This is a genomic window from Pseudarthrobacter arbutini, assembly GCF_054510915.1.
This window is the reverse complement of the sequence record NZ_JBTNDQ010000001.1, coordinates 337,868-363,494: the sequence shown is the minus strand read 5'-3', so window position 1 is coordinate 363,494 and position 25,627 is coordinate 337,868. Positions and strand designations below refer to the sequence as shown.

The window sequence follows — 25,627 nt, the reverse complement described above, 5'->3', positions numbered from 1 at the left end:
GCGGGGCTCAGCTTTCGGTGGTGGGGATGTGCTTGGGGACGGCCGGGTCCTGGATTGCGGGGTCGGTAGCGGCCGTGTCCTTGGTGGCGGCGTCCTTGGCGACGGTGTCGTTGGCGACGGTGTCTTTGGCGACATGGCTGGGTTTGACCTTGGGAATCTGCTGCGTGCGGGGGTTCCGCTGTTTGTCGCGCTTTTCCTTCAGCTTTTCCTTGACCTTCTCACGCGGGGACTCGTGGCTGCCGGATCCGGCGGGATCGTGGGTCCGCAGCTCCTCCTGCGCTTCCAGCATGTCCTCGAGGAGTGTCCGCAGTTCGGCCCGGACGTAGTCGCGGGTGGCAACCTCGCGCAGCGCGATCCTCAGCGACGCAAGCTCCCGGGTGAGGTACTCGGTGTCGGCCAGGTTGCGTGCCGCCTGTTGGCGATCCTGCTGGAGGGAGACCCTGTCGCGGTCGTCCTGCCGGTTCTGGGCCAGCAGCAGCAGCGGGGCCGCGTAGGAGGCCTGCAGCGAAAGCATCAGTGTCAGGAGGGTGTAGCCCAGGAGGCGCGAATCGAACTGCCACTCCGCCGGTGCCCACGTGTTCCAGACCAGCCAGATGACGACGAAGACCGTCATGTAGACCAGGAACTGCGGCGTGCCCATAAACCGGGCGAAGCCTTCCGTCGCATGGCCGAATGCATCCGGGTCGGGTGAGAACTTCGGCAGGATGCGCTGGCGGCCACTCAGGGGTGTGTCGAGTCCGCCCTTGGCTGCCGCCTTCTTGTTGGGATTCTTGGGGGCGCCGGTGTCAGCCAATGCGGCCTCCCAGTTTTCTTACCGGGGCTTCGCCATCATAGGCGCGCCAGTCATCCGGCAACAGATGATCCAAAACGTCATCAACAGTCACCGCCCCTACGAGCCGGCCCGCGTCATTGACCACGGGAAGACAGTTCAGGTTGTAGGTGGCGAGCGTGCGCGCCACCTCGCTGATGTGGGCCTGGTCGGAGACCGGCTCAAGGTTCTTGTCCACGAGGTTGCCCAGGGGTTCCGGCGGCGGATAGCGGAGCAGTTGCTGGATGTGCACAACGCCCAGGAACCGTCCCGTGGGGGTTTCCAATGGGGGCCGGGTGATGAAGATGGACGAGGCGAGGGCGGGGGAGAGTTCCTCGCGGCGGACGTGGGCCAGTGCCTCGGCGACAGTTGCCTCCGGGGGGAGGATCACCGGAACAGGCGTCATCAGGCCACCGGCCGTGTCCTCGTCGTATTCGAGGAGCCGCCTGACGTCCTCGGCGCCTTCGGGTTCCATGAGGCGGAGAAGCTCCTCCGCCTGTGCAGAAGGGAGCTCGGCGAGGAGGTCGGCGGCGTCGTCGGGGTCCATTTCCTCCAGGACGTCCGCCGCGCGTTCGACGTCGAGGGCGGAGAGGATCTCCACCTGGTCGTCTTCGGGCATTTCCTGCAGCACGTCGGCCAGGCGTTCATCCTGGAGTTCGCTGGCCACTTCGAAGCGGCGTTTGTCGCTCATTTCCTGCAGCGCCTCGGCGAAGTCAGCGGGTTTGAGGTCCTCGTGGTTGGCCACGAACTGGGTGGCTGCCTGGGGTTCGGTGCGGGCACCTTGGAGGGCGTCGGCCCAGTCGATGATCATGGTCTCGTTCCGGCGCAGCCGGCTGAGCGGGGACAGGGAGTGGCCCCGGCGGACGAACAGCTTGCTCACGAACCAGTCGCGGGACCGGTGCTGGTCCATGGCGATGTCCTCGATGGTGGCGTCGCCGCTGCCGTCACGGAGCGTGACGCGGCGGTCGAACATTTCCGCGACCACCAGCGTCTCCGCGCCGCGCTGCTCAAAGCGCCGGAGGTTGACCAGACCCGTGCAGATGATCTGTGTCTGGTCGATGGAGGTAATGCGTGTCATCGGCACAAAGACGCGCTTTTTACCGGGAACTTCGACGACGATGCCCACCACGTGCGGGGCGCCGCGGCTGCCACGCGAGAGCACGACCACATCGCGCAACCTGCCCAGACGGTCGCCCAAGGGGTCGAAGACGTCAAGACCCAGCAGGCGGGCCACGAAGACGCGCGAAAGATTTGTACTCACGTCTACAGGCTACCGAGTCTGCTCTCTTTTAGCTGAATTTACAGGCGGCATACATGCTGATGGGCAAGAATGGATGTATGTCAAACATTTTTGGTGCTCCCAAGGCCGGTGGCCCCAGTGGGCCCGACGACGCCCGCACGGTGCCCACCGGTGACACCGTAGGCTCGTACACCTCTTACTTGGATGCCCAGAAGGCGGTGGACTACCTCGCCGACCAGCAGTTCCCGGTCCAGATGGTTTCCATCGTGGGCAACGAACTCAAGATGGTTGAGCGGGTGACCGGCCGCCTCAGCTACCCTCGGGTGGCTCTCTCCGGGGCGCTCAGCGGTATGTGGTTCGGCCTCTTCGTTGGCGTCATGCTTTCCTTCTTCGCACCATCGCCCGGTTACTTCTCCATCCTGGCGTCTGTGCTGATGGGGGCTGCCTTCTTTATGCTGTTCGGCATCGTCACGTATGCCATGCAGCGCGGAAAGCGGGATTTCACCTCCACCAGCCAGGTGGTGGCCACCAGCTACGACGTTGTGGTGTCGGTGGAAGCTGCCCATGATGCGCGCCGGCTGCTCCAGCAACTGCCCATGACCCGCTCGGACGCAGCAGCCGGCCCATACAATCCTCAGGGCTACCCGAACCAGGAGTACGGCCAGACGGGCCACCAGGGTCAGCACCGCGGCGAGCCGGGCCAGCCGGGCAATCAGCCTGGTCCGGCACCCGCACGCCCTGCCAGTTGGAATGACCCCTACGGACAGCAGGGTGCCGGAACTTCGGGCCAAGGGACAGCCCAAGGCGTGGGCCAGGCCACCGGCCCGGACCAGGGCACGCAGCCGGAGGCAGCGGCCCAGCCGGCGAAGGCTCCCGCTGCCGCCGTCCGCTACCCGGACCTCCCTGACGGCCGGCCGCAGTACGGCGTGCGCGTCTCAGACCAGGCCACCGCAGGCGAGCGTGGCACGGAACAGCCTGAGACAGGACAGACCGGCTCGGAGCAGCCCGCGGCAGATCGGTCCCGGGCGCACTCCCAGCCAGACACCTCCAAGGACTCCGGCGAATCTACGCCTTAGGCGGCGGTGCCGGAGGCCAGATTTACGCAAGGTCTGAGGAACACGGCCTGCAACAAACAACTCCGCCCGATACAGCAGCTGCTGTACCGGGCGGAGTTGTTTGTGGTTCGAAGCTGTCTTACTTGACGCTGCCGGCTGTCAGGCCGCCAACGAGGTACTTCTGGAACATGAAGTACAGCACCACCACAGGGACGGCACAGACCAGCGAGGCCGCCATCAGCTGCGAATACACCGGAATTGCTCCACCCTCGACGGCCGACGCGAAGACCTGCAGTGCAACCGCGGCAGTGTGCGTGTCCGGGCGGGTGAACACCGACGCGAACAGCACGTCATTCCAGCCCAGCAGGAAGGCGAAAATCGCGGAAACGATGATTCCGGGCCAACTGAGCGGAATGATGATCCGGAACAGGATCCCGACGTTTGAGGCACCGTCGATGCGCGCCGCTTCCTCCAATTCCCGCGGCAGACCGCGGAGGTAGGTGACCATCACCCAGGTTGAGAACGGCAAGGCGAACGTCAGGTAGGCGATAAACAGGCCCCAGAGCGTGCCGATGACGGTCACACCCAAATAGGTGCCCGCGGAGGAGAAGAGCACAAAGACCGGCAGGAGCATCAGGGTGCCCGGGACGGACTGGAGACCCAGCAGCCCGCGCAGTACCGTCAGACGCCCGCGGAACTCAAACCGGACCAGTACATAGGCCGTGCCGATGGCCATGATGGCCGAGACGACTGCCGTGGCCCCGGAAACGATCAGGCTGTTGCCGATGGCTTTCGCCAGCCCCACGGAATCCCAGATCTTGGTGTAGCTGTCCAACGAGAAGCTGCTTGGCCAGAACTCGCCGCTGGCGACTCCCACATCCGTGTTCAGCGAGGCCAGGAAGATATACACGATGGGGATGAGGACCAGGGCGCAGAGCAGGACCGTGAGGATGGCCAGCAGCGGCCTCGGCATGAGGCGTGTAACCTCCAGGGCTGCGTCACGCCGGATGGGCTGCTTCTTCTGCTGCTCGATCGGGTTTGCCGCGTCGATGGTCATTTCTTTCCTCCTTCGTGCACATCAAGCCGGACTGCGCGCAGGTAGATGAAGAGCGGAATCGCGATCAGGATCAGCGAAACGACCGCCATGGCGGCGCTAAGGCCAAACCGGAAGCTCTGGAAACTGGTGACGTAAACCAGGATCGGCAGCACGTTCACATCCGACGGTGCAGGCGCCCCAAACAGGACATAGGGGAGGGTGAAGTTGTTGATGTGGTTCAACGTTGCAAGCAGGAAGGCGAGCGAAACCGGTCCCTTCAGGTAAGGGAAAATCACGTACCGCAGCTTGTTCCACCACAGTGCCCCATCCAGGGCCGACGCCTCGTGGACCTCGTGGTCCACCGCCTGCAGGCCGGACAGTGCCAACAGGTAGATGAACGGCCAGGCCGCCCAGATTTCCACCCACACCAATGTCCAGTACGCGTTCGGGCCGTTAAGCCACAATCCGCCGTCCATTCCCATGTTGGTCAGCGTCACATTCACGATGCCATCCGGCTGGAGCATGGTCCGCCACACGCTGGCCACCACAAACGACGGCAGGACGTAGGGAATCAGGAAGATGGAGCGCACCACGGCACGGCCGCGGTAGGCGTTCTGGGTGACGACGGCGGCGGCCACGCCCAGCGGGACAGTCACCACCGTGGAAATCACCGCGAAGGATACAGAGAGCCAGATGGAGCGGAGCAACTCGCTGCTGAGTGCCGCTTCAATGTAGTTCTGGATGCCAATGAATTCGGCACTGACCCACTGGCGAAGGGTGTACTGATCCAGATCGATCAGGGACATCCAGATGCCCATGGCCAACGGGACGAGGATGACAATCGTCATCAGCAGCCCGCCGGGAATCAGGAGCCAAAGAGGCCGGTTCCTCTCGCTGAGCCCCTTTCGTCGGTTCCCAGGGGGTGTGGTTTCGCCGGGTCCGGCGGCCTCCCCGGCCATCGGACTGCTGTCCGATGGCCGGGGCTCGGTAACGCTGCTAGCCATTTTCCGTAACCTTCCGCAGTTGGTGGCTCGGTCTTACTTCTTGGCCCGGTCCAGTGCGGTCTGCGATTTGGTCTGTTCGTCCTTGAGCCGCTGGGACAGGTTGGATTCGCTGACTGCACCGGAGGAAAGATCCGGAATGGACTGGACAACCACGTTGGTCAGTGACAGCTGGACATCGCCCCAGGCGCCGCTGAACGGCGTCGCAACGGATTTGGCACCCGACTCAAGGGCCGGAGCAATCACTTCGTTGGTTGCAAGTTCCGTGGCGGCTGCCTGGTTCGCGGGAAGCTGGCCGAAGACCTTGAAGTAGTTGAGCTGGACGTCCTTCTCGGTGATCATCTTGACGAACGCGAAGGCGAGGTCCTTCTGCTTTGAGTAGTCAGCCACCACGAGGTTGTCACCGGAGAGGATGCTGGTGGCAGGCTTACCGCCCGACGGGTTGGAGGTCTCGCCCGGGGGAACAGTGGGCATCAGGGCGTACTTGTACTTGCCCTTGACGGCCGAGGCATCCAGGGCGGGGATGGACAGCGGCGAGGTCATGGGGAAGTACGCTGCCTTGCCGGCTGCGAAGGCTGCCAGGGCCTGTGGGTTGGCCCAACCAACGGAGGAGGGATCAACCACCTTGTCCTTGGTCACCCAACCGAAGTAGGTCTCGTAGGCCTTCTTGGTGATGGGGTCATCGAGACGGACCTTGCTGCCGTCAATGATGGGGTTGCCGGCCTGGATGGACATGCCCCAGATGTACTTCCAGGGGTCGAAGTTGTCCTTATAGGCCACGGCAACACCGTACTGGTCGCCCGTGGTGAGCTTCTTGGCGTGCTCGGTGAATTCATCCCAGGTGGTGGCAGGCTTTTCGATGCCGGCAGCTGCCAGCAGCTCGGTGTTGTAGGCCATCACGAACGGCCGGCTGACGAACGGGATACCGATCTGGTTGCCCTCATCCGGCCCGGAGATGCCCAGGGCTGCGGGAACAAACTTGTCTTTGCCGCCGAGCTGGTTCCATTCGTTGTCGCCCAGTTTCACGAACGCCCCGGTGGAGTAGGCCGTGGGCGTGAACGTCGTGCCGAGTCCGTAAACGTCCGGGCCCTGGCCCGACACGACTGACGTCTGAATCCGGGTCATCTCGTCATTGGCGCTGGCGAACGTTTCCCACTGGATGTCGGCTCCGGTTTCCGCCTTGAACTTGGCGCTCATTTCCTTGAACCACGCCTGTTGTTCCTGCGGGTACTGCGCAGTGACGCTCATCAGGACGTTAAGTGTTTTTCCGGTGCCGTCCACCTTGCCGCCAGAAGCGCCGGAGGTGGTACCGCCTGTGCCGCCCGAGCCGCCGCAGGCGGCAAGCATCAGGACGGAAATGGCCGCTGCGGCGATGGTGCCGATGCGACGCGGTTTGGACATACCCATGAGACTTCTCCTTTGAAGACATACATTGCGGCAGAGACCCGAGACTAAAACTCAGTCTACGATTTTCTTTCTCTGCGGCTAGCGTATTCATCAATGCCAACTTTTGGCAAGCGATTGCCAAAAACTGTTATGAGAGTTTCACCAAGGGGGTAGGGTCGTCCAGTGAATCGCTGCCGAGATGCGCTGGACGCAAAGACCTCTAGCGGAAGTCTCCGCTTGCCAAACCACCGTCCAGCTCCTGGTAGATGCCTGCCATCCAGGACTGGACGTCGTCGGCCTTGCGGGGCAGTGCAGCGCTGAGGTTCACCGGACCATCGGCCGTCATGAGGATGTCGTCCTCGATCCGCACGCCAATGCCGCGGTACTCTGCCGGGATGGCCAGGTCCTCGTTCTTGAAGTACAGGCCGGGTTCGATGGTGAAGACCATGCCCTCCGTCAGGATGCCGTCGAGGTACAGTTCGCGCTTTGCCTGGGCGCAGTCGTGGACATCCAGGCCAAGGTGGTGACTGGTGCCGTGCGGCATCCAGCGGCGGTGCTGCTGGCCTTCCGTGCTGACGGCTTCCTCGACACTCACCGGGAGCAGCCCCCACTCGGCTAGACGTTCCGCCAACACATTGGTGGCCGCGGTGTGGATGTCCCGGAACTTGGCACCTGGCTGGGCAGCGGCGAATCCGGCGTCGGCAGCATCCAGGACTGCCTCGTAGACCTTGCGCTGGACTGCGGTGAACGTGCCGTTGACTGGCAGGGTCCGGGTGACGTCGGCGGTGTAGAGCGAGTCCGCTTCAACGCCGGCGTCCAGCAGCAGCAGTTCGCCGGCGTTGATCCTGCCGGTGTTCCGCGTCCAGTGCAGGACTGTGGCGTTGTTGCCGGCGGCGGCGATAGTGTCGTAGCCCAGTTCGTTGCCTACCTCGCGGGCACGGGCAAAGAACGCGCCTTCCACCACGCGCTCGCCGCGGGTATGGGTCAGGGCGCGGGGCAGGGCCTTGACTACCTCCACGAAGCCCTCGACAGTCGCAGCTACTGCAGTCATCATCTGTTCGATTTCCCACTCATCCTTCAGGAGGCGGAGTTCAGACAGCGCTTCGGAAAGCTTTTCATCCAGTGCATCCAGGACAGCCAGGTCCAGGTTGTCCGGGTCCTTGGCAGTGTTGTAACGGGCAGTATCCACAAGGGCGTCGATGTTCTCGTCCACCTTGCGCACCAGTCGGATGGAGATGCCGCCGATCTCCGGGGCACCCACGTTCTTGGTGATCGCCGATTCAAGTCCATCGATGTGGGCGGTGGCCAGGCCCAGTCGCGCTTCGAACTCGGCCAGGGTGGGCCGTGCACCGATCCAGAACTCGCCGGAACGGGAGTCAGCGTAGAACTGTTCTGTATCCCGGCCGGCCAGCGGACGGAAGTACAGCGTGGCACGGTGGTGACTGCCGCCGTCGCCCTTTCCTTCACCGGCCGGTTCCAGAATGAGCACGGCGTCCGGCTCATGATCCAGGCCCAGTCCGGTGAGATGCGCGAAGCCGGAATGCGGACGGAACCGGTAGTCGCAGTCGTTGGAGCGGACCTTCAGCGGACCGGCGGGGATGACCAGGCGTTCGCCTTTGAACTTCTCTGAGATGGCCTTGCGCCGGGCCGCGGCGTAGTTGGCCACGGCGTCGAGCGCCGGCAGGTGCTGCCCGGACGGCGCCCAGTTACTGGCCATAAAGGCCTTGAAAGCAGCGGAACTGGGCCGCTGAGAGCGGTTGTTGACGCGCTCGTCGAGGGGCTGGGAGACAGAGGTCGGGGTGTTTTCGGCATCGTTCACGGCACCATCGTCTCACCAGCACCGAGCCGGGGGCCAATACCGGCGCGGACGCGGTCAACTAGGCTGGGCAAGTGAGGATTGATCTGCATGCCCACTCGAACGTTTCGGACGGCACCGAAACCCCCGCCGACGTGATGGCTTCGGCTGCCCGGGCGGGCCTGGACGTGGTGGCACTAACCGATCACGACTCCACGGACGGCTGGGCCGAAGCATCCCTCGCGGCGCTGGAAAACGGGGTGGCCCTGGTCCCCGGCATGGAGGTCTCCTGCCGGACCGCGCAAGGCATCAGTGTGCATCTGCTGAGTTACCTGCACGATCCTGCCCACCCTGGGCTGCTTGAAGAGATCACCAAGGCCAAGGACGCGCGCCTCACGCGGGCCGAACGCATGGTGACCCTGCTCGCCGAAGACTACCCGCTGACGTGGGACGACGTCATCCACCACGTGGCTCCCGGGGCTACCCTGGGCCGGCCGCACATCGCTGATGCCTTGGTGGCGGCCGGTGTGGTGGCAGACCGCTCGGAGGCGTTCACGTCCATCCTGACGTCCCATTCGCGCTACTTTGTCCAGCACTACGCACCCGACCCCGCCACCGCCGTCGAACTGGTCCGTGCCGCTGGTGGTGTTCCCGTTTTCGCGCATCCCGTGGCGTCCGGCCGGGGCCGGATCGTGGGGGAGCGCACCTACCGCGACATGATCGACGCCGGCCTGGCCGGCCTGGAGATCGACCACCGCGACAACCCCGAGGAGGGGCGGGAATTCCTCAGGGGCCTGGCATCCAAGCACGGGCTGCTGATCACCGGCTCTTCGGATTACCACGGAGCGGGCAAACCGAACCTGCTGGGAGAAAACCTGACCACCGCGGATGTGCTGGCACGGATTGAGGAACTCGGCACGGGAACCGCTGTGGTGCGTGCGGCGTAGTAGTTAATTACAATGTATTGACTAATCGTCAACGCTGAGTACCCTAGCGCTTACTGGGGAGAAGCGCATGCCGCGCTATCGAAGGTCTCGTCGTCATGCACCATCCATCACGGTAGACGGAGAGAAATCATGTTTAGAAAGTCACTCGCCGCGGCCGGCCTTGCCGCCGCATTTATGTTTGTTCCCACAGCCGCCAATGCGCTGGACTGTACCAACGTCAGCCGCCCGGATAATCTCACCGGCGCCACCTTCTACGAGCCGTTCCCGGGGTTCCAGCTCTATGTCAAGGGCAATTGGGCCTTCAGCGTGGCAGACAACGCCTGGATATTTGTTCCGCCGGGATCGCTCAAAGAGCTTGACCCAACGGCGCCCCTCGGCCAGAAGGGGAACTTCCAGAACGGCGGTCACGCGCTGCTGGTCAACGCCCACTGCGACTCCAACGGCGTTGTTCTTGACAACCGGCAGCGTGACCACGGCATCCAGCTGATGCACCGTTGCTAGTGCCGTTGACGGTCATGAGGAAAGTCCCGGCGCCTGATGGTGCCGGGATTTTCCGCTGTGCCGGTACTTAGACGGGCGGGAACGACGTAAAGGTTGCCTTGGCGCCCAGCCGCTTGGCCATCACGTCGATGGCCGGCTGGTTCTGGTCCACACACACGAACTTCCGGTCCAGTTTGGCCGCCACGGCGCCCAGGGTCCCGGAACCGGCGAAGAAGTCCAGGCACCAGTCACCGGGCCGGCTTGACGCCGTCACCACACGGCGGATGAGGCCCTCGGGCTTCTGCGTGGGGTAGCCGGTCTTTTCCTTGCCTGTGGGGGAGACGATGGTGTGCCACCAGACGTCGGTGGGGAGCTTCCCGAGCTCACGCTTCGCCGGTGTCACCAGGCCCGGTGCCATGTACGGCTCGCGGTCCACCTCGGCGTTGTCGAAGTGGTATTTCGCCGGGTTCTTGACGTACACGAGGATATTGTCGTGCTTGGTGGGCCAGCGGTACTTGGCGCGGGCACCGTAGTCGTAGGCCCAGATGATCTCGTTGAGGAAGCATTCCCGGCCGAAGATCGCGTCAAGCATCACCTTGGCGTAATGGACCTCCCGGTAATCCAGGTGGAGGTACAGCGTGCCGTCGTCAGCCAGCAGCCGCCAGGCCTCCACGAGCCGGGGTTCCAGGAACGACCAGTAGTCACTGAAGGCGTCATCGTACCGGTGCAGGGCGCCCTTGATGGTGTCGTAGGAACGCCCCTTGAAGCCCACGCGGTCGCCGTCACCATCGGTGGTCAGCACCATCCGCGTTTCCTGGCGCTTCTGGACCCTGCCGGTGTTGAACGGCGGGTCGACATATATCAAGGTGAAGGCGCCGTCCGGCAGCGAGGGGAGGAACTCCGCGTTGTCCGCGTGAACCACCAGGTTGCTGCCGTCCGGCGCCCAGACGGTGTCAGTCATCGAGGCTGTTATGCCTCGGTGCTGCGCTGCTGCGGGCCGTTGTCGGCACCGGCCACCACTTCGCCGTTGCGGCGGCGGGTGCGGGTCCGGCTGCGGCGGGCACGGGGGTCCACTTCGCCTTCGGCCGGAGCCGCAGCAGCCGGTTCGGGGGCGGGGCTGGTGCCGGCGGTCGCCGCATCAGAGGTACGACGACGGCGGTCACCGGAGCGTCCGCCGGGCTCGCTGGTGCGGCGGCTGCTGCTGTCGCGAGCACCGGAGCGGCCGGCGTCGCGGTTGCTGTCGCGCCCGCTGTCACGGCCACCGCTGGGACGGGTGTTCTTTTTGCCGGTCTCGCCCAGGTCCTCGAGGAGCTCGGCGTCGACGCCGGCCAGCACGCGCTTGTTGCGGGGCAGGCGACCCTTGGTGCCTTCCGGGATGTCCAGCTCTTCGTACAGGTGCGGGGAGGAGGAGTACGTTTCCACGGGCTCCGGGACGCTGAGCCCCAAGGCCTTGTTGATCAGGCCCCAGCGCGGCATATCGTCCCAGTCAACGAAGGTCACTGCTGTGCCCTTGTTGCCCGCGCGGCCGGTGCGGCCCACCCGGTGCAGGTAGATCTTTTCGTCCTCAACGCACTGGTAGTTGATGACGTGCGTGACGTCGTCGACGTCAATGCCGCGGGCGGCGACGTCGGTGGCCACCAGGACGTCCACCTTGTTGTTGCGGAAGGCACGGAGCGCCTGCTCGCGGGCGCCCTGGCCCAGGTCACCGTGGATGGCGGCGGCGGCGAAGCCACGGTCCACGAGCTCCTCGGCAACCTTCGCGGCGGTGCGCTTGGTTTTGGTGAAGATGATGGTCCGGCCGCGGCCGCGTGCCTGCAGGATGCGGGCAACAACCTCGATCTTGTCCATGCTGTGGGCACGGTAGATGAGCTGGCGGATGTCGCGCTTGGTGAGGCCCTCGTCGTCCGGATCAGCGGCCCGGATGTGGGTGGGCTGCGTCATGTAGCGGCGGGCCATGGCGATGACCGGGCCGGGCATGGTGGCAGAGAACAGCAGGGTCTGGCGGACTGCAGGGGTACCGGCGATGAGGGTTTCCACGTCCGGCAGGAAGCCGAGGTCCAGCATTTCGTCGGCCTCGTCAAGGATGACCATCTTGACGTTCTTCAGGACCAGGTGCTTCTGCTTGTAGAGGTCGATGAGGCGGCCGGGAGTACCGACGACTACCTCGACGCCGTTCTGCAGGGCCTCCACCTGGGGCTCGTAGGCACGGCCGCCGTAGATGGTGGTGATGCGGGCGTTCCGCTTGCGGGAAGCGTTCTGGAGATCATTGGCCACCTGGACGGCCAGCTCGCGGGTGGGCACGATGACCAGGGCCTGAGGTGCACCCGGAACGGCGAGCTTGTCGTAGCCGGCGTCGTCCGGACCCACCACGCGCTGCAGCGCGGGAATGCCGAAGCCGAGGGTCTTGCCGGTGCCGGTCTTGGCCTGCCCGATGATGTCGTGGCCCGAAAGCGCCACCGGCAGGGTCATGGCCTGGATGGGGAAGGGGTGGGTGATCCCGGCGTCGGCGAGGGACTCCACGATGTCGGCGCGGACGTTGTAGTCAGCGAAGGATTTCTCCTCGATCTCGTGCGGCTTCTCGTCCGAGATGATGGTTTCTTCGGGTTCGATCGTCTCGATGCCGGAGTCGTCAGTCAGGATCTGGTGGGTATGCAATTCACTCACAGGGGAGTTTCCTTATTCATTTGGGCATTGGCGCTGCCTGCTCAACGGGCCGGCCAACGTGGCCGTTCCGGAGCACGCTCGAAGCGCGCAAGCAATTCCAGTGGAAGCCGATCGCGGGCTATCAAAATGCTGGCACTGGTGACCAACGGGTGCATCTCAAGATCGCGTAGGGGCGGGCTTGTTGAATTCAAAATCAAGGAAATCAACGACCGGGCATCCATATCTACTTCTTCAGTCTAGCCGCACGGACCCTGAATCCCGGCTTTGGGCCGATCAGGCGGCGCGCAAAACCTTTAGGCCAGCAGCTCGAAGTGGACCTCGCGGGCAGCGATGTCGGAAGAGATCAGGCGGACCCGCACCTTGGTGCCGGATTCCAGGTCGCCGCCGCACCGGGCCGTCACGGCGGGCTCGGCGATCTGAATGATCCCCGAGGGGCCGTTTCCGTTTTTTGCGGCTCCGTTTTTCGCAGCGCCGTTCTTGGTGCCGTTGCCGTTTTTCCCGTTGCCGTTGCCCTTCTGCGGCTTGGAGCCGGAAATCACGATCGCATCGAATTCCTGGCCCACATGGTTGACCAGAAGCGCGGCCTCCACGGTGTCCAGCGCCATGCGTTCCATCCGCGATGCCATCTGGTCGGATCCGGCCATGATCTCCGGCAGGGACGGCAGGGCTTCCCGCGCCCAGTCCGGTACCGGCTTGCCGTTGCTCAGGGCTTCGCAGATCACCAGGACAAAACGGTCGATCAGACGCCGGAGCGGTGCCGTGGTGTGGGCATAGGCAGCGCCGATGGCGGACTGGATGGCGTCTTTCGGGACTGTGCCGTCGAACGCCGTGTAGCTGGCACCGCGGAACAGCATGCCGGCGGAGTGCAGGATGGCCAGTTGCCGGGGTTCGGTCGGGTCAAGGCTGCGGAGGTATTCGCCGTAGCTGATCTTGCCGTCCCACGGCTTGCCCAATGCCTCAGTCTGGAGGCGGAAGTGACGCAGGGAGCGCTCGTCCGGGGCGGGCATGGTTCGCAGGATGCCCACTTCTCCCGCCAGCATCAGGTTTGCCGCCGCCATCCCCGTCATCAGGGAGATCTGGGCGTTCCAGTCCTCCACCGGAAGCTGCGGCGCCGCGGCAATCCGGTAGCCGCCGTCGGGCAGCTGCACGATTTCCTGCTCGGGCATGTTCAGGCTGGCGCCGCCACGCTGCCGCTCCAGTTCAACGCGCTTGAGGCCCACTTCCTTCAGGAGCTGCAGGACAGGGCCGGCCGTCCCGGCGTCGAGTTCGGCCTGGGCTCCCTTGTAGCTCAGCTTGGCCCGGCTGCGGATGGTGGCCCTCTGGACGCTCACAGTGGAGACCTGCGCGGCGTCGTCCAGCCCGAACTCCCAGACGTAGGCGGAACACAGCTGGCCGGCCAGAAGGCTGCCTGCCCCTTCGCTGATGACTTCCGGGTGCAGCGGGATACGGCCGTCAGGGGCGTAGAACGTCTGGCCGCGGCGCCGGGTCTCTGCGTCGAGTCCGCCGCCGGGGCGGACAAAGGACGGCACGTCAGCGATGGCGTAAAGCACCCTGTAGCCAGTGCCCGCACGCTCGATGAACAGCGCCTGGTCCAGATCGGTGGACGACGCCGGATCGATAGTGAGGAAGGCCACTTCCGTCAGGTCGGCACCCGGCAACTCGTGTGCGGCCACCGCCGCTTCCGCGTCCCGGACCGCCTCCGCCGGGTAGGGCCCCGGCAGTTCCAGCTCGGTCCGCAGGGCGCTCAGCGCCGCCGCGAGGTCGTTCGTCTGCTCGTGGACATTGGGGGCCAACCTATGATGTGACACGAAAATCAGGTTAGCTCGATTTCCACGGATCGTGCACGCCCGCCGCCCGCCACGCGGGGGATTGTCAGGATGCGCCGGCGTCCAGGGCCGCCAGGAGTGCCGCGGCCGCCGCTGCGGGGTCCGCGGCTTCGGTGATGGCACGCACCACAACAATCCTGCCGGCGCCGGCCTCCACCACCTGCTCCACGTTGCCGAGATCGATGCCTCCGATGGCAAACCAGGGCAGCGTGGCCTGGGTGCCACCGGCAGCGCGGACGGCTTCGGCCGCGTACCGCACCAGGTCAAGGCCGACGGCGGCCCGGCCCGGTTTCGTCGGAGTGGCCCAGACCGGTCCTACGCAGAAGTAGTCCAGGCCGCCTTGGTCAGTCAGCCCACCGGACAGCCGGATGGCGCCTTCGATCTGCTCGGCGGTGTGCGTGGAAAGGCCGATCGCGGCTGGTGCCCCGAGCAGCGTGCGGGCGGAAGCGACAGGCAGATCTTTCTGCCCGATGTGGAAAACGGGGGCGCCGGACAGCAGCGCGATATCGGCACGGTCATTGACTGCCCACAGCTTTCCGTGGCGTTCGGCCGCGGCCCGAAGCACGGCCAGCAGCTCCAGCTCCTCCGCCGCCTCGATTGCCTTGTCCCGGAGCTGGATGATGTCCACGCCGCCGGCAAACGCCGCGTCCACAAACTCGCCAAAGTCCCCGCGGTCCCGTCGCGCGTCAGTGCACAGGTACAGCCTGGCGCTGTGCGGGAGGCCGGTGTTAATGCCGACGGCGGGGTCTGTTCCGGCCAAGGATTCGGGAGCGGGGGAGGGGGCGGAGGGCGTGCCTGCAGCGGCGAAGGATTGCGCGTTCATGGAAACCAGCCTAAGTCCCCTAAACTGGGCGGGTACTGCGGGAGCCCGTTGCAGCCGTCACAAAGCGGCCGGGCTGAGAGGGCGTCAGAGCCGACCGCTTGACCTGATCCGGCTAGTACCGGCGTAGGGAAGGAACATATGCCCCCCGCAATAAGCAGCCCACCTGAGCCTGCACCAGCCAGCCCGGCCACCGCCCTGCACGCCGACGTGGCCGTCATCGGCGGCGGAGTCATCGGCCACGCCATAGCCTGGGAAGTCCGGCGGTCCGGCCGTTCCGTCGTACTGATCGATGACGCGCCCGGCAACGGCGCCAGCTGGGCAGCCGCCGGCATGCTGGCCCCTGTGAGCGAACTGCATTACCAGGAGGAAGACCTCCTTGAGCTGATGCTGGCATCCTCCGGCCTGTGGCCTGCCTTTGCGGCCGACCTCGCCCTGGCCGGGGCTGGCGATACCGGATATCTGACGACGCCGACCCTCGCGATCGGCGCGGACGCTGCGGACCGCCGGGCACTGATGGACCTCCGGGCCGTGCAGCAGGCCAGCGGCCTGGTGGTGGAACCCCTGACTGTCCGTGAGGCCAGGACCAGGGAATCCCTGCTCAGCCCGGCCATATCCTGCGCCCTGGACATCTCCGCCGACCACCAGGTGGATCCACGGAAACTCGTGGCGTGCCTCCAGGAAGTCCTGGCCATCCACGAACCGGGCGCAGGAACCGCCGTGGCAGGTGCCCGCGCGGGATTCGCCGTTGACCAACGTGCCGCTGCCCTGCTCTGGGAGGACGGCCGCGTCATCGGCGTGAAGCTCGCCCACGGCGGAACTGTCCAGGCCCGGGAGACCGTCGTGGCCAACGGATTGCAGGCGGCGTCGCTGGATGGCCTGCCGGTTGGACTGCACCTGCCCCTGCGGCCCGTCTACGGTGACATCCTGCGGCTGGCTGTTCCGCAGCACCTGCGCCCGCTCCTCACCTCCACTGTCCGCGGAATGGTCCATGGTGTGCCGGTCTACATCGTTCCCCGGCAGGACGGCACGGTGGTGATCGGCGCTACGCAGCGAGAAGACGCGCTCGCCGGGACGGGCGACGCTGCTGTCTCGGCGGGCGGCGTCTACCAGTTGCTGCGGGACGCCCAGGTCCTGGTGCCGGCCGTCTCGGAGCTTGAACTCCTGGAATGCACAGCGCGGGCAAGGCCTGCGACCCCGGACAACGCCCCTCTCCTCGGCCGCGTACCGTCTTCCGCACCAAGGACGGGGAACACAGCGGACATTGCCGGGCTGATGGTTGCCACCGGATTCTTCCGCCACGGAGTGCTCCTGGCTCCGGCGGCGGCGGCCATCTGCCGGGACCTGCTGGATGGCCGGACGGACCCGCGATGGGGGGCCCTCAGCCCGGCCCGCTTTTCAGGAAAGCACCACGTAGCCGGCATACAGTCCCCAGACAATGACATCCGCACGAAGGACCTCGACCCACAGAAGGAATCAGCATGAACATCACCCTCAACGGCTCGCGCCATTCCGTGGCGGACGACGCCTCCATCACCACCCTCATCAGCCAGATCACTGGACGTCCCCTCTCGGCCAATGGCCAGGCGACAGACGGGCAGAAACTCGGCGTCGCCGTCGCCCATAACTCCGAGGTAGTACCCCGCAGCCAGTGGTTCGTCACGGCGCTCGCCGAAGGTGACGACGTCGAACTGGTCACAGCAGTCCAGGGAGGCTGACACCATGACAGTAACCAGCAACATCAGCACACATAACCGTCCCGAGGCCGCAGACAGGCTGGTCATCGACGGCGTCGAGCTCGGCTCCCGCCTCATCATGGGCACCGGTGGCGCCCCCAGCCTCGACGGGCTGGGGGCAGCCCTCCTGGCGTCCGGAACCGAGCTGACCACAGTGGCCATGCGGCGCTATTCGCCGGCTGAATCGGGATCCCTTTTCCAGCTCCTGGTGGACCACGGGATCCGGATACTGCCCAACACCGCCGGCTGCTTCACCGCCCGGGATGCGGTCATGACGGCGGAACTGGCCCGCGAAGCGCTGGAAACGGACTGGCTCAAGCTGGAAGTCATCGCCGACGAACAGACCCTGCTGCCGGACGCCGTGGAATTGGTGGATGCTACGGAACAGCTTGTTAACCGGGGCTTCAAAGTGTTCGCCTACACCAACGATGACCCGGTCCTGGCCCTGCGGCTGGAAAACCTGGGGGCCGCTGCGGTCATGCCGCTCGGAGCACCTATCGGCACCGGCCTGGGGATCCTGAATCCACACAACATCGAACTGATCGTCTCGCGCGCCTCGGTGCCCGTGGTGCTGGACGCCGGCATCGGCACGGCATCCGACGCCGCCCTGGCCATGGAGCTTGGCTGTGATGCCGTGCTGCTGGCCACTGCAGTCACGCGGGCGCAGAACCCTGCACTCATGGGGGAGGCCTTCAAACACGCCGTCATCGCCGGTAGGCTGGCGAAAGCGGCCGGCAGGATTCCGCGCCGCGAGCACGCCCTGGCGTCATCGGCCATGGAAGGCCGGGCAGAGTTTCTCTAGGCCGCTTTCTCCAGGCCCGGCGCCCTCGGCCAGACGCCGGGGCGGGCTCACCGGACGAGCCGAGGAGGCCGCTGTGGCCGGCAAGGAAGACATACTCACGCGGGAGCGCATCGAGGCTGTCCTCGCCGCGCTCCCCGACTGGCAGTACCGGCTGGGCGGTCTCGTCGCTGTCTATAAGACGCCGACGGCGGCCGCCGCACTGGAGCTGATTGCCGCCGTCGGACGCGTGGCGGAAGAACAGAACCACCACCCGGACCTTGACTGGCGCTACAACAGGGTGCATCTCCGCTACACGTCCCACGACGCCGGCGGCGAGGTCACTGAGCGGGATGCCGCTGCTGCCGCGGCGGTGAGTGCTGCTGCCGTTCGGCTCGGCGCCACAGCCCAGCCGGTGGCTTAGGCCGCCGGGTTAAAGGACCGTGACCACGCACCCTGCTGGGTGGTGGTCACGGTTTCTTAAGGAAAAAGGGCGCGGCCTAAAGCTTGAGCGCCTGCGTCAGCCGCCGCGTATCGTGGCTTGCGCGCGTCCGGCCCAGGTAGATGACCGTCCCGATGGCAGCGACGGTGCCGAGCGCCATGGGCAGGACCCAGGGAATCCACGTCAGGCCCGGCTGGTAGCCAAAACCTGCCGCGATGAAAATGATCCAGCTGACCGCGCCCACCACGACGGCAACCCCTGCCGGCAACCCTGTGCCGTACCGGGTATGGCGCTTGTCATTCGCCCAGACAACAAAGCCTGCGGCTGCTGTGACCAGGACAACGATGGTCAGCGAAAGCATGGAATCTCCTCGGAAAGCAGCGGCCAACCGCCAAGGCGGCTGGCCGCGGACGTGCTAGAACTGGCCGAAACCGACCTTGCGGGCCTCTTCGGCGCCGATTTCCACGTAACCCAGGGCGTTGCCGGGAACGATGATGATGCGTCCCTTGTCGTCCTTGAGGCGGAGGTCTGTGCCCTTGGTGATGGCTTCTTCAACGACCGTGGCTACAGCGTCAGCATCCTGAGCCGATTCCAATACGATTTCGCGGCCAATGTTCTGAATGCCGATCTTAATTTCCAAAAGGGGGCCTCCCAGCCAATCAAAGTTTTCTTGGGTTCTCTTATTTGTAGTCTAGGACTCTTTGGGGAAGCGAGAGATTCCGCGCCAAGCTAAACGGTAAATGAGGTCGCTGGCCACATCGAGGTCCAGGTTCCCGTCCGTTTCCAGCCAATACCGGGCGCTGACCTGGGCCATGCCGGCCAGGCCGCGTCCCAGCAGCTGTGCTTCCAGGTGAGGCAGTTTGGTGTCCTCGGCAATCACCCGGGCCACGGCGTCCGCGAACGTCTTGTTGAAAGTCTCCAGGCGTGAGCTGACATCGGGATCGTTGATGAGGTCCGATTCGAAGACCAGGCGGTGGGCTTGGTCGTCGCTGGCGATGAAGCGGTAGTAGGCGCGCATCACCGCCTGGACACGTTCGTCATTGTCGGTGGTGGAGCTCAGTGCACCAAGCATCAGGTCCGTCAGCGACGCGAGATGGCTGTCCAGCAGGGCAAGATACAGCTCCCGTTTGGACGGGAAGTGCTGGTACAGCACCGGTTTGCTGACATGGGCCGTTTCGGCGATTTCATCCATGGCGGCGCCATGGTAGCCGTTGGCGACAAAAACCTCCTGAGCCGCAGCGAGGAGCTGCGCCCGGCGCTCATCCCGGGGAAGCCGGGCGGACCTCTGGCCCGCGGTCCGTTGAGGTGCGGCCGGTTCGCCGCCGGACGCCCGGTCAGCCCGTGCTTCATGGACCACAGTTGCCCTACTTTCACTTGCCGTTACCTACACAATACTGCGCGGTAATATGACCGGGCGGTATCTCGGGGCATACATTGAAGTATGGCTTCGACTTTGACCGCAAATGATTCCTCTGTCTCGCTTAACCCGCTCGTGGAGCCCGCCGGTGAACTGACGCCGGCCGAGGTGGAACGCTACTCGCGGCACCTCATCATTCCCGAAATCGGAGCGGTGGGGCAGCGGCGGCTGAAGAATGCCAGGGTACTTGTCATCGGTGCCGGGGGCCTGGGCTCGCCCGCCCTGCTCTACCTGGCGGCGGCGGGTGTGGGGACCTTGGGAATCATCGACGACGACGCCGTTGACCTCAGCAACCTGCAACGCCAGGTGATCCACGGCGTCGCCGACGTAGGACGGCCCAAGATCGAATCCGCGCGGGACGCGATTGCCGCACTGAACCCGCTGGTGGAGGTCCGGCTGCACAACGTCAGGCTGGATGCCTCCAACGCACTGGAGCTGTTCGCGGACTACGATCTGATCCTGGACGGGGCGGACAACTTCGCCACCCGCTACCTGGTCAACGATGCCGCCGCCATCCTCGGCAAGCCCTATGTGTGGGGATCGATCTTCCGCTTCGACGGCCAGGTCAGCGTGTTCTGGGAAAAGCACGGACCCACCTACCGGGACCTCTATCCCGAGGCCCCGCCCGCCGGATCCGTGCCCTCCTGCGGCGAGGGCGGCGTCTTCGGCATGCTCTGTGCTGCTGTGGGTTCACTCATGGTGACCGAGGCAGTCAAGCTGATCACCGGCGTCGGGCGTTCACTCCTGGGCAGGGTGGCACTGTTTGATGCGCTGGGCGGCAGCTGGCGCGAGATCCGGGTGTCCAAGGACCCTGCGGCCGAGCCCATTACGGAACTTACGGACTACGAAGCCTTCTGCGGCATCACTCCTGCCGTCTCCGCAGACACGGAGCACACCGTCACGGCAACCCAGCTGGCCACCATGCTGGCGTCCCGGAAGGCAGGCCTGAAGGACTTCGAGCTGGTGGACGTCAGGGAAACCGGCGAACACGACATCGTCAGCATCGACGGCTCGGTGCTGATCCCGCAGGGCAGGATCCTCGCGGGGGAGGCCTGGGCGGAACTCCCGCAGGACAAGGACATTGTGTTCCACTGCAAAGCAGGCACCCGGTCAGCCAACGTGCTGGAGGCTGCGCGGAAGGCCGGCTACCAGCGGGTCAGCCATCTCGACGGCGGAATCCTGGCCTGGGTGCGCGACGTGGAGCCGCAGAAGCCGGTCTACTAACCGGTTGCCCTATCACTTTTGGTCGCCAAAACGTTCGGTTGAGAGCCAAAACTGATAGAGCAACGGGGGCGTCAGGCGGTTTCGAGGCCCCGGTGGTCCACGGGGCACTCCGCCTGCGTTGCGGTGGCCGGCTGCTCCACGGTGATGCCGTAGAGGGTTTCGAGCGCCGACACGTAGTCGTCCTGCTGGCCGTTGGCGGCGAGCTCACGGGCACGGACAGTAGGCACGTGCAGCAGCTGCTTGACCATCCGGCGGAGGGCGAACTCCACTTCCTCGGCGGCGGCGGTGCAGCCGTGGCGGGCACGGACGCGCTCCATTTCCGCATCCAGGACATTCATGGTGTGCCGCCGCAGCGCCACGATGGCGGAATCCACCGAGCGGGCTTCCCGTTCCTGTTCGAAGGCCCGAGCCGCGCCGGACACAATGCCGCTGGCCTGGGTGAGGGACTCGGCCTGTTCCTGGGGTGCCGCCAAACGCACGGATTCCAGCGTGAGCAGCTCAACGCCGTCGAGCTGGCCGACTTCGGGGTCAAAGTCATGGGTGAGGGCGAGGTCGATCGCGATCAGCGGCTGGGGAGAGTCCGCGCGGATCTCGGCAAGTTCGCCGGCCTCGACCCGGGTGTCGGAGCCGCTGCAGCCGATCATGACGTCGGTCGCCGCCACGGCCAGCGGCAGGGAATCGCTGTCCAGCGATGTTCCGCCGCGCGTGGCGACAAATGCTTCGGCGCGTCCCGACGAGGAGAACACGGAGATGTCGGTGCAGCCCCTTTCGCGGAGCAGCGCCATCGTCGCGCCGGCGTAGGCGCCGGTGCCGAACACCACCACCTTCTTCGCTGACCAGTCGGGGCTCTCGGAAAGATCGGTGGCCAGATCCAGTGCCACTGAAACGATGGACAGGCCGCGGGAACCGAGGGCGGTCTGTGCCCCGACGTCCTTGGCCGTCTTGGAGGCGGCCTGGAAGAGGCGGACCAGGCCGGAACTGGCCGTTCCCTCGTGCTGGGCAGTGATGAGTGCGCGGCGGACCTGGCCGGCAATTTCACGTTCACCCACGACGGCGGAGTCCAGCCCGGCGCTGACGGCGAAAAGGTGTTGGCTGACTTCGGGGCCGGTGCGTGTGCTGAAGGAGCGGGACACGAGCTGTTCGTTGAGTCCGCTGAGGCCGCTGATCTCCGAGACGAGGGCCGCCCTGGCAGCCTCAACATCGTCAGCGTGGGGAGCTTCACCGTAGATTTCGTACCGGTTGCAGGTGGCAAGCACCACCGCACCCGTCACTGCCGGCGATCCGGAGAGTGCGGATGTGGCGATCCCGGAAGCACCGTTGCTCAGTTGAGCAACGGTCTCAAGGTCGATGTCGGCGTGTGTAGCCACCAATGAAAAAAGAACCACAGCAGATCAATCATAGCTTTTTCGTAGCCCGGTAGAACAACCGGCCAAACGGCAACGGGCGGTGGAGGGCCATGATTCCTGTCACGGCGCGTCCCGGGCGGCTTTCCGTGACAGGCTGTCGTTATCTTTTAGGGCCGATTTTGGGCACAATCAAAGGCATGACTTCCAGCTCCGCCGTGTCCAATGCCGTGCCCAGTGTCCCGTCTGACGACAGGGCCCTCGCTGCCGGCCATCCGCTGATGGACGGCCGAACCGCAGATTCGCCGCTCATCACCGCTTACCGTGGCGGCAAGCCGTCGCGGCGGCCCGTGTGGTTCATGCGGCAGGCCGGGCGCTCCCTGCCGGAATACCTGAAGGTGCGCGAAGGCGTGGCCATGCTGGATTCCTGCCTGCGGCCCGAGCTCGCGGCCGAAATCACGCTGCAGCCCGTCCGGCGCCATGACGTGGACGCTGCCATTTTCTTCTCCGACATCGTCATTCCGCTCAAGCTCGCCGGCGTCGGCGTGGACATTGTGCCGGGCGTGGGCCCCGTGCTGGACAAACCGGTGCGCACGGCTGCAGACGTGGCTGCCCTGCCCCAGCTGACCTGGGAAGCGCTGGAACCGATCCGCGAAGCCGTGCGGCTGACCGTCGCCGAGCTGGGCAAGACCCCGCTGATCGGCTTTGCCGGTGCCCCGTTCACCCTCGCCGCCTACATGGTGGAGGGCAAACCCTCCCGTGACCACCTGGGCCCGCGCACCATGATGCACGCGGACCCGGAAACCTGGACGGCGCTGGCCAACTGGGCCGCCGACGCCTCGGGGATGTTCCTCCGCGCCCAGCTGGAAGCCGGCGCCTCCGCCGGGCAGCTGTTTGATTCCTGGGCAGGGTCACTGGGCCTGGCCGACTACACCAAGTTCGTGGCACCGGCCTCGGCCAGGGCGCTGGACCATGTCCGCCACCTCGGCGCGCCGCTGATCCACTTTGGTACCGGAACCTCCGAACTGCTTGTTGCCATGCGCGACGTCGGCGTGGACGTGGTGGGCGTGGACTACCGCCTTCCGCTGGACGAGGCCAACCGGCGCCTGGGCGGAAAAGTGCCGCTGCAGGGCAACATCGACCCCGCGCTGCTCTCCGCGCCCTGGGAAGTGCTGGAAGCCCATGTGCGTGCAGTCATTGCGGCCGGCGCCTCTGCGCCCGGCCACGTGCTCAACCTTGGACACGGGGTGCCGCCGGAAACCGACCCCACGGTCCTGACCCGCGTTGTAGAACTCATCCACTCCATTTCCCCGGAGTAGGACCGTGAGCACTTCCGTGACACCGGCCCAGACCGCCGTCGTCCTGGGCGGCGGCATCTCCGGCCTGCTGGCTGCCCGCGAGCTGGCAGCTGCCGGACGCACCGTCACCGTCCTGGAAGCAACAGCATCCTGGGGCGGCTGCGTGGGCAGCCACGTGGTGGCCGGCCTCACCCTGGACAGCGGAGCAGAGTCCTTCGCCACCCGCTCGACCGCTGTGGCGGACCTTGCTGCTGAACTGGGACTCGGCGGCAACGTTGTGGCGCCCCGCCCGGGCGGCGCCTGGGTGCAGCTTCCGGACGGCCCCCGCGAACTGCCCAAGACCGGAGTCCTGGGCATTCCCGCCAACCCCTGGGACCCGGAGGTCAGGCGGTCCCTCGGATTTGCGGGTTCGCTGCGGGCGTCGCTGGACAAGTACCTGCCGGCGTCGATCGGCGCGTCGGCGGATGTCACCAGCGTCGCGGCGCTGGTGCGGGCCCGGATGGGCCGCCGCGTGTTGGACCGCCTCGTGGCCCCTGTGGTGGGCGGCGTGCACTCCGCGGACCCCGGTCTCCTGGACGTGGACATGGTGGCCCCCGGCCTCCGGGCCGGCATCCGTGAGCACGGTTCCCTCGCGGCCGCGGTGGCCGCCCAGCGGCGCGGCTCCACCCAGCCGTCCGTCGCGAAGGCGGGTTCCGCCGTCGCCGGCCTCAAAGGCGGGATCCACACCCTGGTTTCGGCCCTGCTCAGCGATCTCGGCGGCCGCGGTGTCACCCTGATGAGTGGAACAACCGCGGACGCCGTCGAACGGACGCCGGACGGGTGGCGCGTCACCGCCGGTGACGCAACGCACGACGGCGGCATGTTGGTGGTGGCGCTGCCCGGCCCGGCCGCAGTGGGGCTGCTTCAGGCGGCCGTGCCCGCCCTGGCCGGCAGGAGCCCCGAAAGCGGTCCGGATGTCCGGCTCGTCACCGTGGTAGTGGACCTGCCCGAACTGGACCGCAGGCCGCGGGGCACCGGGATCCTGGTGGCCCCCCAGACGCCGGGCGTCCAGGCAAAAGCCCTCACGCACGCAACCGCGAAGTGGGATTGGCTGGCCGCTGCGGCAGGTCCCGGGACCCACGTGCTGCGGCTCTCCTACGGCCGCCTGGAAGCCTCGGAACCCGCGACCCCAGAAACCGGCGGCTCCGCGCCTGCCCTCGACGCGGAACTACTGGCTGCTGCCTTGCATGATGCTTCGGCGCTGCTGGACGTCCCGGTGCACGGGACGGACGTGGTCGGTTGGGATGTTGTCAGGTGGCAAGGGGCCCTGCCGTTCGCGGCCGTAGGACACAAAGCCCGGGTGGCCGAGGTAAGGAAGCTCTGCGCGGCAGAGGCCGGCCTCGGCATTGTGGGCGGATGGGTGGCCGGCAACGGACTCGCCGCAGTGGTGGCCGATACCCGAAAAGAAATTCGCAGCCTGCTCAGCTGACCATCGCTCCTGTTCAGTGGAATATGGGCCTTGAAAGGACCACTCCGGGGTGCAGTTTCCGGTTTTCAATCCACCCCCTCCTGTGGCTAGGGTCGATAACTATGGTTATTTACAGGTCCGAATCTTCCCGTTCCCGGACCAGTATCCATGGGGGACTCCGGCGTGGCGCTGCAGCGGCTGCCGTCGGAGCGGTACTGGTCCTGTCCGCCGGCGTTCCGGCATCCCAGGCGGCTGACGGCAGCGCCGAACCCACGGAGTCCGCCGCGGTTGCGGCCGACGGGGACCTCGCCGGGGTCAGCGGCCTTCTGAATGGCCTCCTGGGCGGTTCCGGCGGACAGACCAAAGCCTCACCCGAACCGACTCCCGCCCCCTCAGGATCTTCCACTCCGACGGTCACACCGTCTCCGGCCCCCACGTCCACGGCCCCCACGTCAACTGCGCCGACGTCGTCCGCTCCGTCGACATCTGCCAGCCCAGCGCCGCAGGGCACCACTCCGCAGGGCACGGCTCCCCAGGGTACCGTCCCGCCGTCGAGCGCTCCGGCGCCGGTCAGCACGTCCCCGGAGGCCGCAGGTTCAGCGGCAGGCACGCAGCCGAACGGCCAGCCCGGTGCCCCCGCCGACGCAACGCAGGAAGCCGATCCTGCTGCGGACCAGCCCACGGACACCCACAGCACCAACGCCACGCCTGTTTCGGGACCGGGGCGCCACGGAAACGCGCCTGCCAGCCGGGACAACATGGCGTCCGCCACGGCAGCAGCCGCGGCGGCCGAACCCGCGAAGGTCTGGCTTGGTGTGGGACTGGTGGGGTCCGCCGGAGCCGCTGGCCTCCTTTTTGCCCGGATCCGCCAGTTCTGACCTCGG

25 protein-coding genes and 1 riboswitch are annotated in these 25,627 nt (G+C 65.9%); of the genes, 11 read left to right on the top strand and 14 right to left on the bottom strand.

The window, feature by feature from the left end; all coding sequences use genetic code 11:
- Positions 1 to 7: 7 nt before the first annotated feature.
- Both ACX80V_RS01665 and ACX80V_RS01660 read right to left on the bottom strand, forming a co-directional pair.
- Positions 8 to 793, bottom strand: coding sequence for a DUF1003 domain-containing protein (locus ACX80V_RS01665; protein ID WP_485841701.1), 786 nt, complete (start codon positions 791 to 793; stop codon positions 8 to 10).
- Positions 786 to 2,069 (bottom strand): magnesium transporter MgtE N-terminal domain-containing protein, encoded by a 1,284-nt coding sequence (locus ACX80V_RS01660; protein ID WP_058931861.1) that lies wholly within the window; start codon positions 2,067 to 2,069, stop codon positions 786 to 788. The genes ACX80V_RS01665 and ACX80V_RS01660 overlap by 8 nt, the downstream gene beginning before the upstream one ends.
- Before the next feature lie 77 nt (positions 2,070 to 2,146).
- Between ACX80V_RS01660 and ACX80V_RS01655 the strand changes: the two genes are divergently transcribed.
- Positions 2,147 to 3,124 (top strand): YflT domain-containing protein, encoded by a 978-nt coding sequence (locus ACX80V_RS01655; protein ID WP_485841700.1) that lies wholly within the window; start codon positions 2,147 to 2,149, stop codon positions 3,122 to 3,124.
- Positions 3,125 to 3,242: 118 nt separating this feature from the next.
- Here the strand turns inward: ACX80V_RS01655 and ACX80V_RS01650 are convergent, their stop codons facing one another.
- From ACX80V_RS01650 to ACX80V_RS01635, 4 genes are all read right to left on the bottom strand, one after another.
- Positions 3,243 to 4,076 carry a carbohydrate ABC transporter permease gene (locus ACX80V_RS01650; RefSeq protein WP_485841765.1) on the bottom strand — a complete coding sequence of 278 codons (834 nt, stop codon included), beginning with the start codon at positions 4,074 to 4,076 and terminating at the stop codon, positions 3,243 to 3,245.
- A gap of 80 nt (positions 4,077 to 4,156) precedes the next feature.
- The gene (locus tag ACX80V_RS01645; RefSeq protein ID WP_485841699.1) at positions 4,157 to 5,143 is read right to left on the bottom strand and encodes a carbohydrate ABC transporter permease; all 987 of its coding nucleotides are present in this window, start codon (positions 5,141 to 5,143) and stop codon (positions 4,157 to 4,159) included.
- 33 nt (positions 5,144 to 5,176) lie between these two features.
- Positions 5,177 to 6,541, bottom strand: coding sequence for an ABC transporter substrate-binding protein (locus ACX80V_RS01640; RefSeq protein WP_485841764.1), 1,365 nt, complete (start codon positions 6,539 to 6,541; stop codon positions 5,177 to 5,179).
- A 205-nt stretch (positions 6,542 to 6,746) separates the two neighbouring features.
- Positions 6,747 to 8,345: an aminopeptidase P family protein gene (locus ACX80V_RS01635; protein WP_485841698.1), complete on the bottom strand. Its 1,599-nt coding sequence runs from the start codon at positions 8,343 to 8,345 to the stop codon at positions 6,747 to 6,749.
- A 71-nt stretch (positions 8,346 to 8,416) separates the two neighbouring features.
- Between ACX80V_RS01635 and ACX80V_RS01630 the strand changes: the two genes are divergently transcribed.
- Positions 8,417 to 9,268 (top strand): PHP domain-containing protein, encoded by an 852-nt coding sequence (locus ACX80V_RS01630; RefSeq protein ID WP_485841697.1) that lies wholly within the window; start codon positions 8,417 to 8,419, stop codon positions 9,266 to 9,268.
- Between the two features lie 129 nt (positions 9,269 to 9,397).
- Positions 9,398 to 9,769, top strand: coding sequence for a hypothetical protein (locus ACX80V_RS01625; protein WP_485841696.1), 372 nt, complete (start codon positions 9,398 to 9,400; stop codon positions 9,767 to 9,769).
- Between the two features lie 67 nt (positions 9,770 to 9,836).
- Here ACX80V_RS01625 and ACX80V_RS01620 read toward each other — a convergent pair whose 3' ends face one another.
- The 4 genes from ACX80V_RS01620 to thiE all read right to left on the bottom strand — a co-directional run bounded on the left by ACX80V_RS01620 (position 9,837) and on the right by thiE (position 15,061).
- Positions 9,837 to 10,709 (bottom strand): DNA-methyltransferase, encoded by an 873-nt coding sequence (locus ACX80V_RS01620; protein ID WP_485841695.1) that lies wholly within the window; start codon positions 10,707 to 10,709, stop codon positions 9,837 to 9,839.
- A gap of 8 nt (positions 10,710 to 10,717) precedes the next feature.
- A complete protein-coding gene (locus tag ACX80V_RS01615; protein WP_058931867.1) occupies positions 10,718 to 12,412 on the bottom strand; it encodes a DEAD/DEAH box helicase in 1,695 nt (564 codons plus the stop codon).
- 293 nt (positions 12,413 to 12,705) lie between these two features.
- Complete coding sequence (locus ACX80V_RS01610; protein ID WP_485841694.1) at positions 12,706 to 14,220, bottom strand: RNB domain-containing ribonuclease; 1,515 nt, start codon at positions 14,218 to 14,220, stop codon at positions 12,706 to 12,708.
- 64 nt (positions 14,221 to 14,284) lie between these two features.
- On the bottom strand, positions 14,285 to 15,061 hold the full coding sequence (gene thiE, locus ACX80V_RS01605; protein ID WP_485841693.1) for a thiamine phosphate synthase: 777 nt from the start codon (positions 15,059 to 15,061) through the stop codon (positions 14,285 to 14,287).
- Between the two features lie 27 nt (positions 15,062 to 15,088).
- Positions 15,089 to 15,209, top strand: a riboswitch (TPP riboswitch).
- On the opposite strand from thiE, the gene thiO reads away from it, so the two are divergent.
- The 4 genes from thiO (at position 15,200) to ACX80V_RS01585 (ending at position 17,996) form a co-directional block, all read left to right on the top strand.
- Complete coding sequence (thiO, locus tag ACX80V_RS01600; RefSeq protein WP_485841692.1) at positions 15,200 to 16,543, top strand: glycine oxidase ThiO; 1,344 nt, start codon at positions 15,200 to 15,202, stop codon at positions 16,541 to 16,543. It overlaps the preceding riboswitch by 10 nt.
- Positions 16,540 to 16,776 carry a sulfur carrier protein ThiS gene (gene thiS / locus ACX80V_RS01595; RefSeq protein ID WP_485841691.1) on the top strand — a complete coding sequence of 79 codons (237 nt, stop codon included), beginning with the start codon at positions 16,540 to 16,542 and terminating at the stop codon, positions 16,774 to 16,776. Before thiO ends, thiS begins: the two co-directional genes overlap by 4 nt.
- 4 nt (positions 16,777 to 16,780) lie before the next feature.
- Positions 16,781 to 17,596: a thiazole synthase gene (locus tag ACX80V_RS01590; RefSeq protein ID WP_485841690.1), complete on the top strand. Its 816-nt coding sequence runs from the start codon at positions 16,781 to 16,783 to the stop codon at positions 17,594 to 17,596.
- A 73-nt stretch (positions 17,597 to 17,669) separates the two neighbouring features.
- Positions 17,670 to 17,996, top strand: coding sequence for a 4a-hydroxytetrahydrobiopterin dehydratase (locus ACX80V_RS01585; protein WP_058931872.1), 327 nt, complete (start codon positions 17,670 to 17,672; stop codon positions 17,994 to 17,996).
- A gap of 76 nt (positions 17,997 to 18,072) precedes the next feature.
- On the opposite strand, the gene ACX80V_RS01580 is transcribed toward ACX80V_RS01585, so the two are convergent.
- Genes ACX80V_RS01580 through ACX80V_RS01570 form a run of 3 tightly spaced genes read right to left on the bottom strand, consistent with a single transcriptional unit; the run spans position 18,073 to position 19,371 of the window.
- Positions 18,073 to 18,375 (bottom strand): hypothetical protein, encoded by a 303-nt coding sequence (locus ACX80V_RS01580; protein WP_485841689.1) that lies wholly within the window; start codon positions 18,373 to 18,375, stop codon positions 18,073 to 18,075.
- Positions 18,376 to 18,429: 54 nt separating this feature from the next.
- On the bottom strand, positions 18,430 to 18,654 hold the full coding sequence (locus tag ACX80V_RS01575; RefSeq protein ID WP_131131451.1) for a DUF3107 domain-containing protein: 225 nt from the start codon (positions 18,652 to 18,654) through the stop codon (positions 18,430 to 18,432).
- Between the two features lie 51 nt (positions 18,655 to 18,705).
- A complete protein-coding gene (locus ACX80V_RS01570; protein WP_056343929.1) occupies positions 18,706 to 19,371 on the bottom strand; it encodes a TetR/AcrR family transcriptional regulator in 666 nt (221 codons plus the stop codon).
- A gap of 84 nt (positions 19,372 to 19,455) precedes the next feature.
- On the opposite strand from ACX80V_RS01570, the gene moeB reads away from it, so the two are divergent.
- Positions 19,456 to 20,655 carry a molybdopterin-synthase adenylyltransferase MoeB gene (moeB, locus tag ACX80V_RS01565; RefSeq protein WP_485841688.1) on the top strand — a complete coding sequence of 400 codons (1,200 nt, stop codon included), beginning with the start codon at positions 19,456 to 19,458 and terminating at the stop codon, positions 20,653 to 20,655.
- Between the two features lie 71 nt (positions 20,656 to 20,726).
- Here moeB and ACX80V_RS01560 read toward each other — a convergent pair whose 3' ends face one another.
- Positions 20,727 to 22,040 (bottom strand): glutamyl-tRNA reductase, encoded by a 1,314-nt coding sequence (locus ACX80V_RS01560; RefSeq protein ID WP_485841687.1) that lies wholly within the window; start codon positions 22,038 to 22,040, stop codon positions 20,727 to 20,729.
- 158 nt (positions 22,041 to 22,198) lie between these two features.
- On the opposite strand from ACX80V_RS01560, the gene hemE reads away from it, so the two are divergent.
- The 3 genes from hemE (at position 22,199) to ACX80V_RS01545 (ending at position 25,621) form a co-directional block, all read left to right on the top strand.
- Positions 22,199 to 23,317, top strand: coding sequence for a uroporphyrinogen decarboxylase (hemE, locus tag ACX80V_RS01555; RefSeq protein ID WP_485841686.1), 1,119 nt, complete (start codon positions 22,199 to 22,201; stop codon positions 23,315 to 23,317).
- A 4-nt stretch (positions 23,318 to 23,321) separates the two neighbouring features.
- Positions 23,322 to 24,764 carry a protoporphyrinogen oxidase gene (hemG, locus tag ACX80V_RS01550; protein WP_485841685.1) on the top strand — a complete coding sequence of 481 codons (1,443 nt, stop codon included), beginning with the start codon at positions 23,322 to 23,324 and terminating at the stop codon, positions 24,762 to 24,764.
- Between the two features lie 101 nt (positions 24,765 to 24,865).
- Positions 24,866 to 25,621 (top strand): hypothetical protein, encoded by a 756-nt coding sequence (locus ACX80V_RS01545; protein WP_485841684.1) that lies wholly within the window; start codon positions 24,866 to 24,868, stop codon positions 25,619 to 25,621.
- The last annotated feature ends 6 nt before the right edge of the window (positions 25,622 to 25,627 follow it).